The 16,193-nt window shown below is 69.3% G+C and carries 14 protein-coding genes; 1 reads left to right on the top strand and 13 read right to left on the bottom strand.

Annotated elements, in window-relative coordinates:
• Nucleotides 1-2: 2 nt before the first annotated feature.
• The 12 genes from nuoL to CIB93_RS06165 are packed head-to-tail and all read right to left on the bottom strand — an operon-like array spanning nt 3 to nt 12,872.
• Nucleotides 3-1,898, bottom strand: a complete 1,896-nt coding sequence (gene nuoL / locus CIB93_RS06220) for an NADH-quinone oxidoreductase subunit L (RefSeq protein WP_096624908.1) — start codon at nt 1,896-1,898, stop codon at nt 3-5.
• A gap of 13 nt (nt 1,899-1,911) precedes the next feature.
• Nucleotides 1,912-2,211 carry an NADH-quinone oxidoreductase subunit NuoK gene (gene nuoK / locus CIB93_RS06215; RefSeq protein WP_096624906.1) on the bottom strand — a complete coding sequence of 100 codons (300 nt, stop codon included), beginning with the start codon at nt 2,209-2,211 and terminating at the stop codon, nt 1,912-1,914.
• Nucleotides 2,208-3,074, bottom strand: coding sequence for an NADH-quinone oxidoreductase subunit J (locus CIB93_RS06210; protein WP_096624904.1), 867 nt, complete (start codon nt 3,072-3,074; stop codon nt 2,208-2,210). Before CIB93_RS06210 ends, nuoK begins: the two co-directional genes overlap by 4 nt.
• Complete coding sequence (gene nuoI / locus CIB93_RS06205) at nt 3,071-3,763, bottom strand: NADH-quinone oxidoreductase subunit NuoI (RefSeq protein ID WP_096624902.1); 693 nt, start codon at nt 3,761-3,763, stop codon at nt 3,071-3,073. Before nuoI ends, CIB93_RS06210 begins: the two co-directional genes overlap by 4 nt.
• Nucleotides 3,756-5,159, bottom strand: coding sequence for an NADH-quinone oxidoreductase subunit NuoH (nuoH, locus tag CIB93_RS06200; RefSeq protein WP_096624900.1), 1,404 nt, complete (start codon nt 5,157-5,159; stop codon nt 3,756-3,758). Before nuoH ends, nuoI begins: the two co-directional genes overlap by 8 nt.
• Nucleotides 5,156-7,666, bottom strand: a complete 2,511-nt coding sequence (locus CIB93_RS06195; RefSeq protein ID WP_096624898.1) for an NADH-quinone oxidoreductase subunit G — start codon at nt 7,664-7,666, stop codon at nt 5,156-5,158. Before CIB93_RS06195 ends, nuoH begins: the two co-directional genes overlap by 4 nt.
• A complete protein-coding gene (gene nuoF / locus CIB93_RS06190; RefSeq protein ID WP_179500000.1) occupies nt 7,663-9,045 on the bottom strand; it encodes an NADH-quinone oxidoreductase subunit NuoF in 1,383 nt (460 codons plus the stop codon). The genes CIB93_RS06195 and nuoF overlap by 4 nt, the downstream gene beginning before the upstream one ends.
• A complete protein-coding gene (nuoE, locus tag CIB93_RS06185) occupies nt 9,042-9,866 on the bottom strand; it encodes an NADH-quinone oxidoreductase subunit NuoE (RefSeq protein WP_096624894.1) in 825 nt (274 codons plus the stop codon). The genes nuoF and nuoE overlap by 4 nt, the downstream gene beginning before the upstream one ends.
• Nucleotides 9,867-9,895: 29 nt before the next feature.
• Complete coding sequence (locus tag CIB93_RS06180) at nt 9,896-11,218, bottom strand: NADH-quinone oxidoreductase subunit D (RefSeq protein WP_096624892.1); 1,323 nt, start codon at nt 11,216-11,218, stop codon at nt 9,896-9,898.
• Nucleotides 11,218-11,943: an NADH-quinone oxidoreductase subunit C gene (locus tag CIB93_RS06175; protein ID WP_096624890.1), complete on the bottom strand. Its 726-nt coding sequence runs from the start codon at nt 11,941-11,943 to the stop codon at nt 11,218-11,220. Before CIB93_RS06175 ends, CIB93_RS06180 begins: the two co-directional genes overlap by 1 nt.
• Nucleotides 11,940-12,494: an NADH-quinone oxidoreductase subunit B family protein gene (locus CIB93_RS06170; protein WP_096624888.1), complete on the bottom strand. Its 555-nt coding sequence runs from the start codon at nt 12,492-12,494 to the stop codon at nt 11,940-11,942. The genes CIB93_RS06175 and CIB93_RS06170 overlap by 4 nt, the downstream gene beginning before the upstream one ends.
• Nucleotides 12,495-12,512: 18 nt before the next feature.
• Nucleotides 12,513-12,872 carry an NADH-quinone oxidoreductase subunit A gene (locus tag CIB93_RS06165; RefSeq protein WP_018490714.1) on the bottom strand — a complete coding sequence of 120 codons (360 nt, stop codon included), beginning with the start codon at nt 12,870-12,872 and terminating at the stop codon, nt 12,513-12,515.
• A 767-nt stretch (nt 12,873-13,639) separates the two neighbouring features.
• Here CIB93_RS06165 and CIB93_RS06160 point away from each other — a divergent pair.
• Entirely contained in the window at nt 13,640-14,500 is an 861-nt protein-coding gene (locus tag CIB93_RS06160) for a C40 family peptidase (protein ID WP_096624886.1), read from the top strand.
• A 1-nt stretch (nt 14,501) separates the two neighbouring features.
• Here the strand turns inward: CIB93_RS06160 and CIB93_RS06155 are convergent, their stop codons facing one another.
• Nucleotides 14,502-15,794 carry an MFS transporter gene (locus CIB93_RS06155; protein WP_096624884.1) on the bottom strand — a complete coding sequence of 431 codons (1,293 nt, stop codon included), beginning with the start codon at nt 15,792-15,794 and terminating at the stop codon, nt 14,502-14,504.
• Nucleotides 15,795-16,193: the final 399 nt, after the last annotated feature.

The raw sequence follows: 16,193 nt of genomic DNA, 5'->3' as shown, positions 1-16,193 counted from the left end.
GATCAGACCGCCCTCATCAGCAGGGTCGCGGCGATGACGACCGCCGCACCGCCGAACATCGAGACCGCGTAGGTGCGGGCGTAGCCGTTCTGGAGCTTGCGCAGCCGTCCGGAGAGCCCGCCGACCGATGCGGCCGTGCCGTTGACGACGCCGTCGACCAGGGAGTGGTCCACGTAGACCAGCGAGCGGGTGAGGTGCTCGCCGCCGCGGACCAGGACCACGTGGTTGAAGTCGTCCTGGAGCAGATCGCGCCGGGCGGCCCGGGTGAGGACCGAGCCGCGCGGAGCGACCACCGGGACCGGCTTGCGCCCGTACATCGTCCAGGCGATGGCGACACCGACGACGAGGGCCACCACGGTGGCTCCGGTGACCGTGGCCGCGCTGAGCGGGGAGTGCCCGTGGTCGTAACCGGTCACCGGCTCCAGCCAGTTGACGAACCGGTCACCGACGGCGAAGAACCCGCCGGCGAACACCGAGCCGAAGGCCAGCACGATCATCGGGATCGTCATCGACTTCGGGGACTCGTGCGGATGCGGCTCGCGGCCCTCCGCGTCGGGCTGCCAGCGCTTCTCGCCGAAGAACGTCATCAGCATCACGCGCGTCATGTAGAACGCGGTGATCGCGGCGCCCAGGAGAGCCACCGAGCCGAGGATCCAGCCCTCGGTACCGCCCTTGGCGAAGGCCGCCTCGATGATCTTGTCCTTGGAGAAGAAGCCGGACAGGCCCGGGAAGCCGATGATGGCGAGATAGCCGAGGCCGAAGGTGACGAAGGTGACCGGCATGTACTTCCGCAGGCCGCCGTACTTGCGCATGTCGACCTCGTCGTTCATGCCGTGCATGACGGAACCCGCGCCGAGGAACAGCCCGGCCTTGAAGAAGCCGTGCGTCACCAGGTGCATGATCGCGAAGATGTAGCCGATGGGGCCGAGGCCCGCGGCCAGGATCATGTACCCGATCTGCGACATCGTGGACCCCGCCAGGGCCTTCTTGATGTCGTCCTTCGCGCAACCGACGATCGCACCGAAGATCAGCGTGACCGCGCCGACGATGACCACGACCAGCTGGGCGTCCGGGGCGGCGTTGAAGATCGCGCCGGAGCGGACGATCAGATAGACACCGGCCGTAACCATGGTCGCGGCGTGGATGAGGGCCGAGACCGGGGTCGGGCCCTCCATCGCGTCACCCAGCCAGGACTGCAACGGCACCTGGGCCGACTTGCCGCAGGCGGCCAGCAGCAGCATCAGGCCGATGGCGGTCAGCTTGCCCTGACTCGTCTCGCCGGCCGACTCCAGCACCGGCCCGAAGGCGAAGGTGCCGAAGGTGGTGAACATCAGCATGATGGCGATCGACAGGCCCATGTCGCCGACCCGGTTGACCAGGAAGGCCTTCTTCGCGGCGGTGGCCGCGGTGGGCTTGTGCTGCCAGAAGCCGATGAGCAGGAACGACGCCAGACCGACGCCCTCCCACCCGACGTACAGCAGCAGGTAGTTGTCGGCGATGACCAGGATCAGCATCGCCGCGAGGAACAGGTTGAGATAGCCGAAGAAGCGGCGCCTGCGCTCGTCGTGCTCCATGTAGCCGATGGAGTAGATGTGGATAAGCGTGCCCACACCGGTGATGAGCAGGACGAACGTCATCGACAGCTGGTCGAGCTGGAAGGCGATGTCGGCCTGGAAGCCTTCCACCGGAATCCAGCTGAACAGGTGCTGGTGCAGGGCCCGGTCCTCGGCGCCCTTCCCCAGCATGTCGGTGAACAGCACGAGGCCGATGACGAACGAGGCGGCGGCGAGCACCGTACCGAGCCAGTGGCCGGTGCGGTCCAGTCGGCGTCCGCCACAGAGCAGGACCGCCGCTCCGAGCAGGGGCGCCGCGACGAGCAGCGCGATCAGGTTCTCCACGTTTCCGGACCCCTTACAGCTTCATCAGGCTGGCGTCGTCGACCGAGGCCGAGTGGCGGGAGCGGAACAACGACACGATGATCGCGAGCCCGACGACGACTTCCGCGGCGGCGACGACCATCGTGAAGAAGGCGACGATCTGCCCGTCGAGGTTGCCGTGCATCCGGGAGAACGCGACGAGCGTCAGGTTGCACGCGTTGAGCATCAGCTCGACGCACATGAACACCACGATCGCGTTCCGCCTGATCAGCACCCCGGAGGCGCCGATCGCGAACAGCAGGGCCGCGAGGTAGAGGTAGTTGACCGGGTTCACTTGGCGGCCTCCGAATTCTCCGCCGCGGAAGCGGGATCGGCCCCGCGCGCCGTGGCGTCCGCTTCGTCACGTCCGAGCCGCTCCCCGGAGCGCTGCTCCAGAGCCTTGAGATCGGCGAGGGACTCCTGCGAGACGTCACGGATCTGGCCGCGTCGGCGCAGGGTCTGCATGACGGTGAGCTCGGACGGCGTGCCGTCGGGGAGCAGACCGGCGATGTCCACCGCGTTGTGCCGGGCGTAGACACCGGGGGCGGGCAGCGGCGGCAGGTGCTTGCCGCGTACGCGCTCCTCGGACATCTCCCGCTGGGTCTTGGCCCGTTCGGTGCGCTCGCGGTGCGTGAGCAACATCGCTCCGACGGACGCGGTGATCAGCAGGGCGCCGGTGATCTCGAAGGCGAAGACGTACTCGGTGAAGATGAGATTGGCGAGCCCCTCGACGTTGCCGCCGTACCGGGCGTTCGCGTCGCCGAGCCCGTTGAACGTGCTCAGCGACGCGTTGCCGATGCCCGCGATCAGCAGGATGGCGAAGCCGAGGGCGCAGCCCAGCGCCAGCCAGCGCTGGCCCTTGAGGGTCTCCTTCAGGGAGTCCGCCGCGGTGACACCGACGAGCATGACGACGAAGAGGAACAGCATCATGATCGCGCCGGTGTAGACGACGACCTGGACGATGCCGAGGAAATACGCCCCGTTGGCGAGGTAGAACACGGCCAGGATGACCATCGTCCCGGCGAGCGACAGGGCACTGTGCACGGCCTTCTTCATCAGGACCGTGGCGAGCGCGCCGATCACGGCGACAGTGCCCAGGATCCAGAACTGGACGGCCTCGCCGGTGGAGGTGGTGGCGGCTGCGGCCAGCGCGTTCACGCGTCCACCTCCTTGTCCTGCCGGGCGTCGGCGGCCCGGGTCGACTCGATCGGGTCCTCGTCCGGCTTGTCGTTCTCGCCCTTGGACACGGCTGTCTGCCGGACCGTGCCGGGCGCGGCCTCGGTGACCAGTCCCCGGTAGTAGTCCTGTTCGTCCATGCCGGGGAAGATCGCGTGCGGACTGTCGACCATGCCTTCGTCCAGGCCCGCGAGCAGCTCGTCCTTGGTGTAGATGAGGCTTTCGCGGGTGGTGTTGGCGAGCTCGAACTCGTTCGTCATCGTCAGCGCCCGCGTGGGGCAGGCCTCGATGCAGAGTCCGCAGAGGATGCAGCGCGCGTAGTTGATCTGGTAGACGCGGCCGTAGCGCTCTCCCGGGGAGTAGCGCTCCTCCTCGGTGTTGTCCGCGCCCTCCACGTAGATGGCGTCCGCCGGACACGCCCAGGCGCACAGCTCGCAGCCGACGCACTTCTCCAGGCCGTCCGGGTGGCGGTTGAGCTGGTGGCGGCCGTGGAAGCGGGGCGCCGTGACCTTCGGCGTCTCCGGATACTGCTCGGTCAGCCGCTTCTTGAACATGGCCTTGAAGGTCACGCCGAAGCCGGCCACGGGGTTCTGGAACTTCTCCCCCGCTCCCTGTTCGCCCGAGGACCCAGCGGATCCCGATGAGCCCGTGAGCTCTGGTTTCTCAGACACCGCCGGCCTCCTTTCCGTCACTCACGTTTCCGTCACTCTGAGTATCGGGCCCACCACTGACAACGAGCTCCCGCTCCCGCCGTGGCCTGCGCCTGGGCACCGGTGGCAGGGTCTGCCCGGGCAGCGGTGGCACCGGATACCCGCCCGCCATCGGGTCGAATGCGGGCTCCGGACCGGGCGCCTTCGCCTCGGCCCTGGACCTGCGGTCGCGGAACATGTCGACGACGAAGGAGATCAGCAGGATCGCGATCACGGCCGCGGCGACATACAAGACGATCCGGGAGAAGTCATAGCCCTCGTTGCGCAGCGCGCGGACGGTGGCCACGAGCATCAGCCAGACCACCGAGACCGGGATGAGGACCTTCCAGCCGAGCTTCATCAGCTGGTCGTAGCGGACCCGTGGCAGGGTGCCGCGCAGCCAGATGAAGAAGAAGATCAGCGCCTGGAGCTTGAGGAAGAACCAGAGCATCGGCCACCAGCCCTGGTTCGCCCCCTCCCAGAACGCGGACACGGGGTACGGGGCCCGCCAGCCGCCGAGGAACAGCGTCACCGCGATCATCGACACGGTCACCATGTGGATGTACTCGGCGAGCATGAACATCGCGAACTTGATGGAGCTGTACTCGGTGTTGAAGCCGCCGACGAGGTCGCCCTCGGACTCCGGCATGTCGAACGGCGCCCGACTGGCCTCACCGACCATGGTCACCATGTAGATGAGGAAGGAGACCGGGAGCAGGATGATGTACCAGCGGTCCGCCTGCGCCTCCACGATCGTCGAGGTCGACATCGACCCGGAGTAGAGGAAGACCGAGGCGAAGGCGGCGCCCATCGCGATCTCGTAGCTGATCATCTGGGCACAGCTGCGGATCCCGCCGAGCAGCGGGTACGTCGAGCCCGACGACCAGCCGCCGAGGACGAATCCGTACACGCCGACCGCGCCGACCGCGAGGATGTACAGGGCGGCGATCGGCAGGTCGGTCAGCTGCATCGTGGTGCGCGTGCCGAAGATCGAGACCTCGTTGCCCGCCGGGCCGAAGGGGATCACCGCGATCGCCATGAAGGCGGGGATCGCCGCGAGGATCGGCGCGAGGACGTAGACCGCCTTGTCCGCGCCCTTGACGACCACGTCCTCCTTCAGCATCAGCTTGACGCCGTCGGCGAGGGACTGGAGCAGCCCCCAGGGGCCGTGCCGGTTCGGGCCGATGCGCAGCTGCATCCAGGCCACGACCTTGCGCTCCCACACGATCGAGAAGAGCACGACCAGCATCAGGAACGCGAAGCAGAAGACCGCCTTGAGGAGCACCAGCCACCAGGGGTCGGTGCCGAACATCGAGAGATCCTCGGCGGCGAGGACGGCACGCTCGGGCGCCGTCGTGAGTGCGGTGAGGCCAGTCACGCTCGTACCTCCGATGGTTCGACGGGAGCACCCGGTGCGGCGGCGGGGCCGATCCGCACCAGGCCGCCGGGGTTCGCACCGGTGTCGGCGGGGATGCCGCCTCCCACCGAGTTCAGCGGCACCCAGACCACCCGGTCCGGCATGTCGGTGACGGCCAGGGGCAGTTCGACGGTGCCGGTGGGTCCGGTGACGGCGAGCAGGTCGCCGTCCTTGACGCCGGTCTCGGCCGCGGTGGTGGCCGAGAGGCGGGCGACGGCCGCGTGCCGGGTCCCGGCGAGCGCGGTGTCGCCCTCCTGGAGCCGGCCGAGGTCGAGCAGCATCCGGTGGCCCGCGAGGACCGCCTCGCCGTCGCCGGGCCGGGGCAGCGGCTGCGTCGACTCGTGCGGGTCGTCCGCGTGGCCGCCCTCCCAGCCGCCGAGCCGGTCGAGCTCGCGGCGGGCGGCGGCCAGGTCCGGCAGCGCGAAGTGCACGTCCATGGCGTCGGCCAGCATGTGCAGCACGCGCGAGTCGGTCGGCGAGAGCGTCCGGGACATCTGCTCGGGCTTCAGTGCGGCCTGGAACATCCGGACCCGGCCCTCCCAGTTGAGGAAGGTGCCGGACTTCTCCGCGACGGCGGCGACCGGGAAGACCACGTCGGCCCGGTCGGTGACCGCGCTCGGCCGCAGCTCCAGGGAGACCAGGAAGCCGACCCCGTCCAGTGCCTCGATCGCGCGGGCCGGGTCGGGCAGGTCCTCGACGCCGACCCCGGCGACGAGGAGCGCGCCCAGTTCGCCGGTGGCCGCGGCCTCGACGATCTGGCCGGTGTCGCGCCCGTAGCGGGAGGGCAGTTCGGCGACGCGCCACAGGGATGCCACCTCGTCCCGGGCCCGCGGGTCGGTGGCCGGGCGGCCGCCGGGCAGCAGCGAGGGGAGTGCGCCCGCCTCGACCGCGCCCCGGTCGCCCGCCCGGCGCGGAATCCACACCAGGCGTGCGCCGGTGGCCGTTGCGATGCGCACGGCGGCGGACAGTGCGCCGGGTACCCCGGCGAGCCGCTCGCCGACGATGATCAGGGAGTTCTCCGCGCGCAACGCCTCGGCGGCCGCGGCCCCTTCGCCCTCCAGGCCGACGCCGCCCGCGAGCGCGTCCAGCCACTCGGTCTCGGTGCCGGGGGCGGCGGGCAGCAGCGTGCCGCCCGCCTTCACCAGGCCTCGCGTGGCGTGCGAGGCGAGCGCGAAGGTCTGCTGGCCGCTCTTGCGGTGGGCCTTGCGCAGCCGCAGGAAGACGCCGGGGGCCTCCTCCTCGGACTCGAACCCGGCGAGCAGGACCGCGGGGGCCTTCTCCAGCGCGGTGTACGTGACCCCCTCGCCGTCCAGGTCCCGGCCGCGTCCGGCGACCCGGGCGGCCAGGAAGTCGGCCTCCTCGCTGCTGTGGACCCGGGAGCGGAAGTCGATGTCGTTGGTGTCGAGGGCGACCCGGGCGAACTTGCTGTACGCGTAGGAGTCCTCCACGGTCAGCCTGCCGCCGGTCAGTACGCCGGTACGGCCGCGGGCGGCGAGCAGACCGGTGGCCGCGGCCTCCAGCGCCTCGGGCCAGCTCGCCGGTTCCAGGACGCCTTCGGCGTTGCGGACCAGCGGGGTGGTGAGCCGGTCACGCTGCTGGGCGTAACGGAACCCGAACCTCCCCTTGTCGCAGATCCACTCCTCGTTGACCTCGGGCTCGTTGGCCGCGAGACGCCGCATGACCTTGCCGCGCCGGTGGTCGGTCCGCGTGGAGCAGCCGCCGGAGCACTGCTCGCACACCGAGGGGGTGGAGACCAGGTCGAAGGGGCGGGAGCGGAATCGGTACGCCGCCGAGGTCAGCGCGCCGACCGGGCAGATCTGGATGGTGTTGCCGGAGAAGTACGACTCGAAGGGGTCGCCCTCCCCGGTGCCGACCTGCTGGAGTGCGCCGCGCTCGATCAGCTCGATCATCGGGTCGCCCGCGACCTGGTTGGAGAACCGGGTGCAACGCGCGCAGAGCACGCACCGCTCGCGGTCCAGCAGCACCTGGGTGGAGATCGGGACGGGCTTCTCGAAGGTCCGCTTCTTGCCCTCGAAGCGGGAGTCGGCTCCGCCGTGCGACATCGCCTGGTTCTGCAGCGGGCACTCGCCGCCCTTGTCGCAGACCGGGCAGTCCAGCGGATGGTTGATCAGCAGCAGCTCCATCACGCCCTTCTGCGCCTTCTCGGCGACAGGAGAGGTGATCTGCGATTTGACGACCATGCCGTCGGTGCAGGTGATGGTGCAGGAGGCCATCGGCTTGCGCTGGCCCTCGACCTCGACGATGCACTGGCGGCAGGCGCCTGCCGGGTCGAGGAGCGGGTGGTCGCAGAACCGCGGGATCTCGATGCCGAGGAGTTCCGCGGCCCGGATGACCAGGGTCCCCTTGGGGACGCTGATCTCGATGCCGTCGATGGTCAGCGTGACCAGATCCTCGGGCGGTACGGCCGCCTCGCCGCCCCCGGAGGGCGCACTCGTGGTGACTGTCATGCGTTCACCCCCCGGTGAGCGTTCTTGCCTTCGGCGTTCTTGTCGTCGGCCCATGCCGTGGACCGGGCGGGATCGAAGGGGCAGCCCTTGCCCGTGATGTGCTGCTCGTACTCCTCGCGGAAGTACTTGAGGGAGGAGAAGATCGGCGAGGCAGCGCCGTCGCCCAGCGCGCAGAACGACTTGCCGTTGATGTTGTCGGCGATGTCGTTCAGCTTGTCGAGGTCGGACATCTGGCCCTTGCCCGCCTCGATGTCGCGGAGCAACTGGACCAGCCAGTAAGTCCCTTCGCGGCAGGGCGTGCACTTGCCGCAGGACTCGTGGGCGTAGAACTCGGTCCAGCGGGTGACCGCCCGCACGACGCAGGTCGTCTCGTCGAAGCACTGGAGCGCCTTGGTGCCGAGCATGGACCCGGCGGCGCCGACGCCCTCGTAGTCGAGGGGGACGTCGAGGTGTTCGTCGGTGAACATCGGGGTGGAGGAGCCGCCCGGGGTCCAGAACTTCAGCCGGTGACCGGCCCGCATGCCGCCGCTCATGTCGAGGAGCTGACGCAGCGTGATGCCGAGCGGGGCCTCGTACTGGCCGGGGCTGGTGACATGGCCACTGAGCGAGTAGAGCGTGAAGCCAGGGGACTTCTCGCTGCCCATCGACTTGAACCAGTCTTTGCCCTTGTTCAGGATCGCGGGAACCGAGGCGATGGACTCGACGTTGTTCACCACAGTGGGGCAGGCGTACAGACCGGCGACCGCAGGGAAGGGGGGTCGCAGCCGGGGCTGGCCACGCCGTCCTTCGAGAGAGTCGAGCAGCGCGGTTTCCTCACCACAGATGTACGCACCCGCACCCGCGTGCACCGTGAGTTCCAGATCGAGTCCTGAACCCAGGATGTTCGTCCCCAGATATCCCGCCTCGTACGCCTCTCGTACGGCCTCGTGCAGTCGTCGCAGCACGGGGACGACCTCACCGCGCAGATAGATGAACGCGTGCGACGAACGGATCGCGTAACAGGCGATCACGATGCCCTCGATGAGGCTATGCGGGTTCGCGAAGAGGAGCGGGATGTCCTTACAGGTCCCCGGCTCCGACTCGTCGGCGTTGACAACTAGATAGTGCGGTTTGCCGTCCCCCTGCGGGATGAACTGCCACTTCATCCCGGTGGGGAAGCCCGCGCCGCCTCGTCCGCGCAGACCGGAGTCCTTGACGTACGCGATGAGGTCGTCGGGCGACATGGCGAGCGCCTTGCGCAGGCCCTCGTAGCCCTCGTGGCGGCGGTAGGTGTCCAGGGTCCAGGAATCGGGCTGGTCCCAGAAGGAGGAGAGCACGGGCGCGAGCAGCTTCTCGGGGCTCGTCCCGTTGCGGTCGATCTCGGCGGCCAAGGTCATCACTCCCCCTCCTCGGCTGCGGGCCCGGCCGGGTGCTCCGGGTCGGAGGCCGAGGTCTGCTGCGGTGCGTCGTGCGAGCTGAGGTGCTCGGACGGCGAAGGGTCGTGCGGCTGTGCGCCGTGCGGGCGCTCACCGCGCGGGGAGACGACGCGTGCCTGGGGCAGCGCCTCGCCCTTGGCCAGCTTCAGCCCGACGAGGGAGGCGGGGCCCGCCCCGCCGGTGGCCTCGACGGCACCGGGGCGCCCGTCGGGGAACCCGGCCAGGATGCGGGCGGTCTCCTTGTACGAGCAGAGCGGGGCGCCCCGGGTGGGCTCGACGGTCCGGCCCGCGATCAGGTCGTCGACGAGCTGCGTGGCGCTCTCGGGCGTCTGGTTGTCGAAGAACTCCCAGTTGACCATCACGACGGGCGCGAAGTCGCAGGCGGCGTTGCACTCGATGTGTTCGAGGGTGACCTTGCCGTCGTCGGTGGTCTCGTTGTTGCCGACCCCGAGGTGCTCCTTGAGCGTGTCGAAGATGGCGTCGCCGCCCATGACCGCGCACAGGGTGTTGGTGCAGACGCCGACCTGGTAGTCACCGCCCGCCCTGCGCCGGTACATGGAGTAGAAGGTCGCGACGGCGGTGACCTCGGCGGTGGTGAGGTCGAGCGTCTCGGCGCAGAAGGCGACGCCCGTACGGGAGACGTATCCCTCCTCTGACTGCACGAGGTGCAGCAGCGGCAGGAGGGCGGAGCGGCTGCTGGGGTAGCGGGCGACCACCTCCTTCGCGTCCGCGTCGAGCCGGGCGCGTACCTCGGCCGGGTAGGGGGTGGCGGGGAGCTGCGGCATCCCCAGACTGACGTCTTGGCGTGATGCGGTCACCGGTCGACGCCTCCCATCACGGGGTCGATGGACGCGACGGCGACGATGACGTCGGCGACCTGGCCGCCTTCGCACATCGCCGCCATGGCCTGCAGGTTGGTGAAGGACGGGTCGCGGAAGTGGACCCGGTAGGGGCGGGTTCCGCCGTCGGAGACGACGTGCACGCCGAGTTCGCCCTTGGGGGACTCGACGGCGGTGTACACCTGCCCGACCGGGACACGGAAGCCCTCGGTCACCAGCTTGAAGTGGTGGATCAGGGCCTCCATGGAGGTGCCCATGATGTTCCTGATGTGGTCGAGCGAGTTGCCGAGGCCGTCGGCGCCCAGGGCGAGCTGGGCGGGCCAGGCGATCTTCTTGTCGGCGACCATGACCGGACCCGGCTCCAGGCGGTCGATGCACTGCTCGATGATGCGCAGCGACTGGCGCATCTCCTCCAGCCGGATGAGGAAGCGGCCGTAGGAGTCGCAGGTGTCAGCGGTGGGGACCTCGAAGTCGTAGGTCTCGTAGCCGCAGTACGGGTCGCTCTTGCGCAGGTCGTGCGGGAGTCCGGCGGAGCGCAGCACCGGGCCGGTGGCGCCGAGCGCCATGCAGCCGGTGAGGTCGAGGTAGCCGATGTCCTGCATGCGGGCCTTGAAGATGGGGTTGCCGGTGGCGAGCTTGTCGTATTCCGGCAGGTTCTTCTTCATGGTCTTGATGAACTCGCGCAGCTGGTCGACCGTGCCCGGGGGCAGGTCCTGGGCGAGGCCGCCGGGGCGGACGAACGCGTGGTTCATCCGCAGGCCGGTGATCAGCTCGAAGAGGTCGAGAACGAGTTCACGATCGCGGAAGCCGTAGATCATGATCGTGGTCGCGCCGAGCTCCATGCCGCCGGTGGCGATGCACACGAGGTGCGAGGCGAGCCGGTTGAGCTCCATCAGGAGCACGCGCAGGACGGTGGCCCGGTCGGGGATCTGGTCCTCGATGCCGAGGAGCTTCTCGACGCCCAGGCAGTACGCCGTCTCGTTGAAGAACGGCGTCAGGTAGTCCATCCGCGTGACGAAGGTGGTGCCCTGGGTCCAGTTGCGGAATTCGAGGTTCTTCTCGATGCCGGTGTGGAGGTAGCCGATGCCGCAGCGGGCCTCGGTGACGGTCTCGCCGTCGATCTCCAGGATGAGCCGCAGCACGCCGTGCGTGGACGGGTGCTGGGGGCCCATGTTGACGATGATGCGTTCGTCGTCGGACTTGGCGGCGGATTCGACGACCTCGTCCCAGTCGCCGCCGGTGACTGTATATACAGTCCCCTCGGTCGTGGCACGGGGTGTTGCGTGGGGTGTGGTCATCAGGAGTACGACCTCCGCTGGTCCGGAGCCGGGATCTGGGCGCCCTTGTACTCGACGGCGATGCCGCCGAGCGGGTAGTCCTTGCGCTGCGGGAAGCCCTGCCAGTCGTCCGGCATCATGATCCGGGTCAGGGCCGGGTGCCCGTCGAAGACGAGCCCGAAGAAGTCGTACGTCTCGCGCTCGTGCCAGTCGTTGGTCGGATAGACCTCGACGAGCGAGGGGATGTGCGGGTCGCTGTCCGGGGCGGAGACCTCCAGCCGGATGAGCCGGCCGTGGGTGAGGGACCGCAGGTGGTAGACAGCGTGCAGCTCGCGGCCCTTGTCGCCGAGGAAGTGGACGCCGCTGACGCCCGTGCAGAGCTCGAAGCGCAGGGCGGGGTCGTCGCGCAGGGTGCGGGCGACCTGGACCAGGTGTTCGCGGGCGATGTGGAAGGTCAGCTCGTCGCGGTCGACGACCGTCTTCTCGATGGCGTTCTCGGGAAGCAGGTCCTGTTCCTCCAGGGCCCCTTCGAGCTCGTCGGCCACCTCGTCGAACCAGCCGCCGTAGGGCCGGGAGGAGGCTCCCGGCAGGGTGACCGTCCGGACGAGACCGCCGTAGCCGGAGGTGTCGCCGCCGTTGTTCGCTCCGAACATGCCCTTGCGGACGCGGATGACCTCGCCACCGGTGTCGCGCGGGGCGGGTACGCCGTTGCCGTTCTGCTCGTCGCCGTGGGTGTGCTCGCTCACCGCAGCAGCCCCTTCATCTCGATCAGGGGCAGCGCGTTGAGGGCCGCCTCCTCCGCCTCACGTGCGGCCTCCTCGGCGTTGACCCCGAGTTTGCCGCCCTGGATCTTCTGGTGGAGCTTGAGGATGGCGTCCAGCAGCATCTCGGGACGTGGCGGACAACCCGGCAAATAGATATCGACCGGGACAATGTGATCAACACCTTGCACAATGGCGTAATTGTTGAACATTCCACCCGATGAAGCACAAACCCCCATGGAAATGACCCACTTGGGGTTGGGCATCTGGTCATAGACCTGCCGCAGGACGGGAGCCATCTTCTGGCTCACCCGTCCCGCGACGATCATCAGGTCGGCCTGGCGCGGCGATCCGCGGAAGACCTCCATACCGAACCGGGCCAGGTCGTAGCGGCCCGCGCCAGTCGTCATCATCTCGATGGCGCAGCAGGCGAGTCCGAACGTGGCCGGGAAGACGGAGGCCTTCCGCACCCAGCCCGCGGCCTGCTCGACCGTGGTCAGAACGAAGCCGCTCGGCAGTTTCTCTTCGAGTCCCATGGTGTGCCCCTCAGCCCCTCAGTCCCATTCCAGGCCGCCGCGACGCCAGACATACGCATAGGCGACGAAGACGGTGAGCACGAAGAGCAGCATCTCCACGAGCCCGAAGATCCCCAGGGCGTCGAAGGAGACCGCCCAGGGATAGAGGAAGACGATCTCGATGTCGAAGACGATGAAAAGCATCGCCGTCAGGTAGTACTTGATGGGAAAGCGGCCGCCTCCGGCCGGCGTCGGCGTGGGTTCGATGCCGCACTCGTACGCTTCGAGCTTTGCCCGGTTGTATCGCCTGGGGCCGATAAGCGTGGCCATGACCACGGAGAAGATCGCAAACCCTGCCCCGAGGGCGCCGAGCACGAGGATGGGCGCGTAGGCATTCACGCTCCTCGCTCCTTCCAGTCGTCCTTGACCGTTGGACCGCATCGGGCGACCGGCTCGCCACCTCACCAAGATCGTGCACATGTGAGGCAGTTCACAAGCCCGACTGCCCCGCATCCTATGCCCGTCCCCCTGTGATCTGCGACACGGGGTGCGACAACGTCTTTGTGATCTCCACCACCTGACGAAGGATCATGAAGTCGTATGAGCGGTGATCTTCGTACGCGAAGCGGCCGAGTGATCACGAGACGTGACATTCATCGGCGTTACCGCTGGTCAAAGAAGTGTCGCGCTATCAATGGACAGCCACTACAAGCAAATTGGCGATGGACTGCGGCAGGGTGATAAGAGCACCCGCACCCTCGCCGCCCCTCACCCGGACGAGGGGCGGCGAGGACCGAAGGGGACATGTGCACGCATTCACGAACTTCCGGATGAGGCGACGGAGCGCCCGCCACGAAACAGGGGCGGACCACGGTCGCGGGCGCGAGGGTTGCCTGCCGCCGGATACTCATGCCGTGACCTGCGTCACTCGACCCGCGCCGCGGGAAAACCGGGCTTGGCCATCGGTGTGAACGGATGGTAAGCGACGGGCAATTCGGACGTATTGCCGAAAGGCAGTGATCACGGGCCTGATCCCGCCTGACCGTTTTGCCCGTTACGGCGTCAATAAAGGCCCTCAGAAAGCGGATTCACAGATTCCGAACGTAACTGTGTCGCAACACACGTTTCTTGATGGGACCCCTGCAGCCCTGATAGCGCTAGTACCCATGTCCCACACCGCTCACATACCCAGCCACCGGAAGCCCCGCCAGCGCGCCTCGAAGTCGGCACTGCGGGCCGGAGTTGCCGGTGGCGTCCTCAGCACCATCGCGGTCGCGGGTGCCGCGGGTCCGGCCCAGGCCGAACCGGTGACCCAGACGATCGAGATGCCCACCATCACCTCCGGGCTCTCCACCGTGGTCGCCGCCTCCGCCCAGGCCACCCAGCAGGTCGCCCTCGACCTGGAGACGCAGGCCGACGAGGCTGCCGCGGCCGAGAGCGCCGCGAAGAAGGCCAAGAAGGCGCACGCCGAGGCCGTCCGCAAGGCCGAGGCCAAGAAGAAGGCCGAAGCGGCCGCCAAGGCCGAGGCGGAGGCCAAGGAGCGGGCCGAGCGCGCCTCCCGCACCGCCGAGCGCACGACGCTCAGCGCCTCCTCCGGCTCCACGGGCTCCTCGGACAGCTCCGCGTCCGCCTCCGCCCCCTCGTCCTCCTCGTCCTCCTCGTCGAACGTCAGCGGCTCCGCCGCGTCCATCGTGGCGTTCGCCAAGGCCCAGGTCGGCGACGCGTACGTGTCCGGCGGCACCGGCCCCAACGCCTGGGACTGCTCCGGCCTGGTCCAGGCCGCGTACCGCACGGCGGGCATCGACCTTCCGCGCGTCTCGCAGGCCCAGTCGACCGTCGGCACCCAGGTCTCCCTGAACAACCTCCAGCCCGGCGACATCCTGTACTGGGGCAGCGCCGGCAGCGCGTACCACGTCGCGATCTACGTGGGCGGCGGCCAGTTCGTCGGTGCGCAGAACTCCAGCACCGGCACCGTGCAGCGTTCCATGGACTACGACCGGCCGACCGGCGCGGTCCGCGTTCTCTGATTCACAAGCGCCCTCGGGCGCTCCGGTGCACGGCTGAGAGCCGCCGCTCCCCCGCTCGGGAGCGGCGGCTCCCGGCCGTTGTCGCGGCGACGAGCAGAGCCGCGCCCATCAGCAGGGCGCTCACCCAGGCGGGCGCCCGGTGGCCGGACCCGGCGTCCAGGGCCAGGCCGCCCGCCCATGGCCCCACCGTCGCCCCCAGGTTGAACGCGGTTGTGGAGAACGCCCCGGCGAGCGTCGGGGCGCCGGGGGCGAGGCTCAGGACCTGGGTGATCAGCGCGGTGCCGGTACCGAAGGCGAGCATCCCCAGGAGCGGGATCAGGGCCAGGGCGAGGACAGGGCTGCCCGCCGTCAGGGCGAGCGCGGCCCAGCCGAGGGCGAGGGCGACCATGCCGGTGGCGATGACGGCGACCGGGCGCGCGTCGGCGAACCGGCCCGCCACCGTGACCCCGGCGAACGCCCCCGCCCCGAACAACGCAAGGGAAACAGGCACCCAGACCGCGCCCAGGCCCGTCTCCCGGGTGAGGAGCGGCTCCAGATAGGAGAAGGTGCAGAAGGTCGCCCCCTGCACCAGGGCCATCGTGACCAGCGTCGGCCGCAGCCGGGGCCCGGCGAGCGCGCGCAGTTCGTCCCGTACGGATACGGAATCGGTGCCCTTGTCCGTACGTACGGATGCAACGGATACAGAAGCCGCGCCCGTGTCCGTGCCCCGGCCGCCCGGGATCGTGCCCTCGCCGCCCGTGTCCATGCCCCGGCCGCCCGGGACCGAGCGCAGGATCGCGAGGACGGCGGGCAGGGAGACGAGGGCGACCGCCCAGAACGCCGACCGCCACCCCCACCACTCCCCCAGCACCGCGCCCGCCGGTACGCCCACCACGCAGGCGACCGTGACCCCGCCGACGACCACGGCAGTGGCCCGGCCCTTCAGCCCGTCGGGGACCAGCGCGACCGCGGTCGTCAGAGCCACCGCCCAGAAGCCCGCGTTGGCCAGGGCCCCGACGAAGCGGGTCGCGAGGAGCACTCCGTAGCTCGGGGTGAGCGCACCGGCGACATGGACGGCGACGAACACCGCGAGGAAGAACAGCAACGCGCGGCGGCGGGGCCAGGTGCGGCTGGACAGGGCCATCAGGGGGGCGCCGACGACCATCCCGACGGCGAAGGAGGAGGTGAGGAGCCCGGCGGCGGACAGGGAGACGTTCAGGTCGGCGGCGATGCCCGAGACGAGCCCGGACAGCATGAACTCGGAGGTGCCCTGGGCGAAGACCGCGAGCCCGAGGACGTAGACAGCGAATGGCATGGGTGGAAAGCCCCTTGGACGGAACCGTCGGTTGACAGACAGACCGGGTGCGGGGATGCGGACCGCGCGGACGCACCGCCCGGAAGGAGGCGAGGTGCGGCGCCCAGGAGTGCCCGGCCGGGATCGACCGGGTCACGAACCCTGCGTACGGCGGTACTTGCGTCGGTACCTCAGCGCGTACGCGGGTGGGAACGGCCCGTGCCCGCGGTGATCCGGCGGGCGTGGAACCGTACGAGAAGGGGCCGATGGGCCCCGAGGGGTCAGTCGGCGACGCTCAGCACGAACACGGCCACCGGCGCACCGGTGGCCGGAGTCTGTCGGACTCGGGGCTGGTCATGGGGCAAGGGTACGCGCGGGGCGGCGGGGCATCCAGCGGATTTCCGGCGGGCTTCCGGAGCT

It is taken from the genome of Streptomyces sp. WZ.A104 (genome assembly GCF_002382885.1).
Classification (GTDB): domain Bacteria; phylum Actinomycetota; class Actinomycetes; order Streptomycetales; family Streptomycetaceae; genus Streptomyces.
The sequence above is the reverse complement of the archived record's forward strand: the minus strand, read 5'-3'. Positions and strand labels throughout refer to the sequence as shown.

Coding starts and splice junctions, on each gene's coding strand:
- CIB93_RS06195 (WP_096624898.1), bottom strand. CDS start 7,666: ATGACAGTCACCACGAGTGCGCCCTCCGGGGGCGGCGAGGCGGCCGTA.
- nuoE (WP_096624894.1), bottom strand. CDS start 9,866: ATGCCGCAGCTCCCCGCCACCCCCTACCCGGCCGAGGTACGCGCCCGG.
- CIB93_RS06180 (WP_096624892.1), bottom strand. CDS start 11,218: ATGACCACACCCCACGCAACACCCCGTGCCACGACCGAGGGGACTGTA.
- CIB93_RS06170 (WP_096624888.1), bottom strand. CDS start 12,494: ATGGGACTCGAAGAGAAACTGCCGAGCGGCTTCGTTCTGACCACGGTC.
- CIB93_RS06160 (WP_096624886.1), top strand. CDS start 13,640: ATGTCCCACACCGCTCACATACCCAGCCACCGGAAGCCCCGCCAGCGC.
- CIB93_RS06155 (WP_096624884.1), bottom strand. CDS start 15,794: ATGCCATTCGCTGTCTACGTCCTCGGGCTCGCGGTCTTCGCCCAGGGC.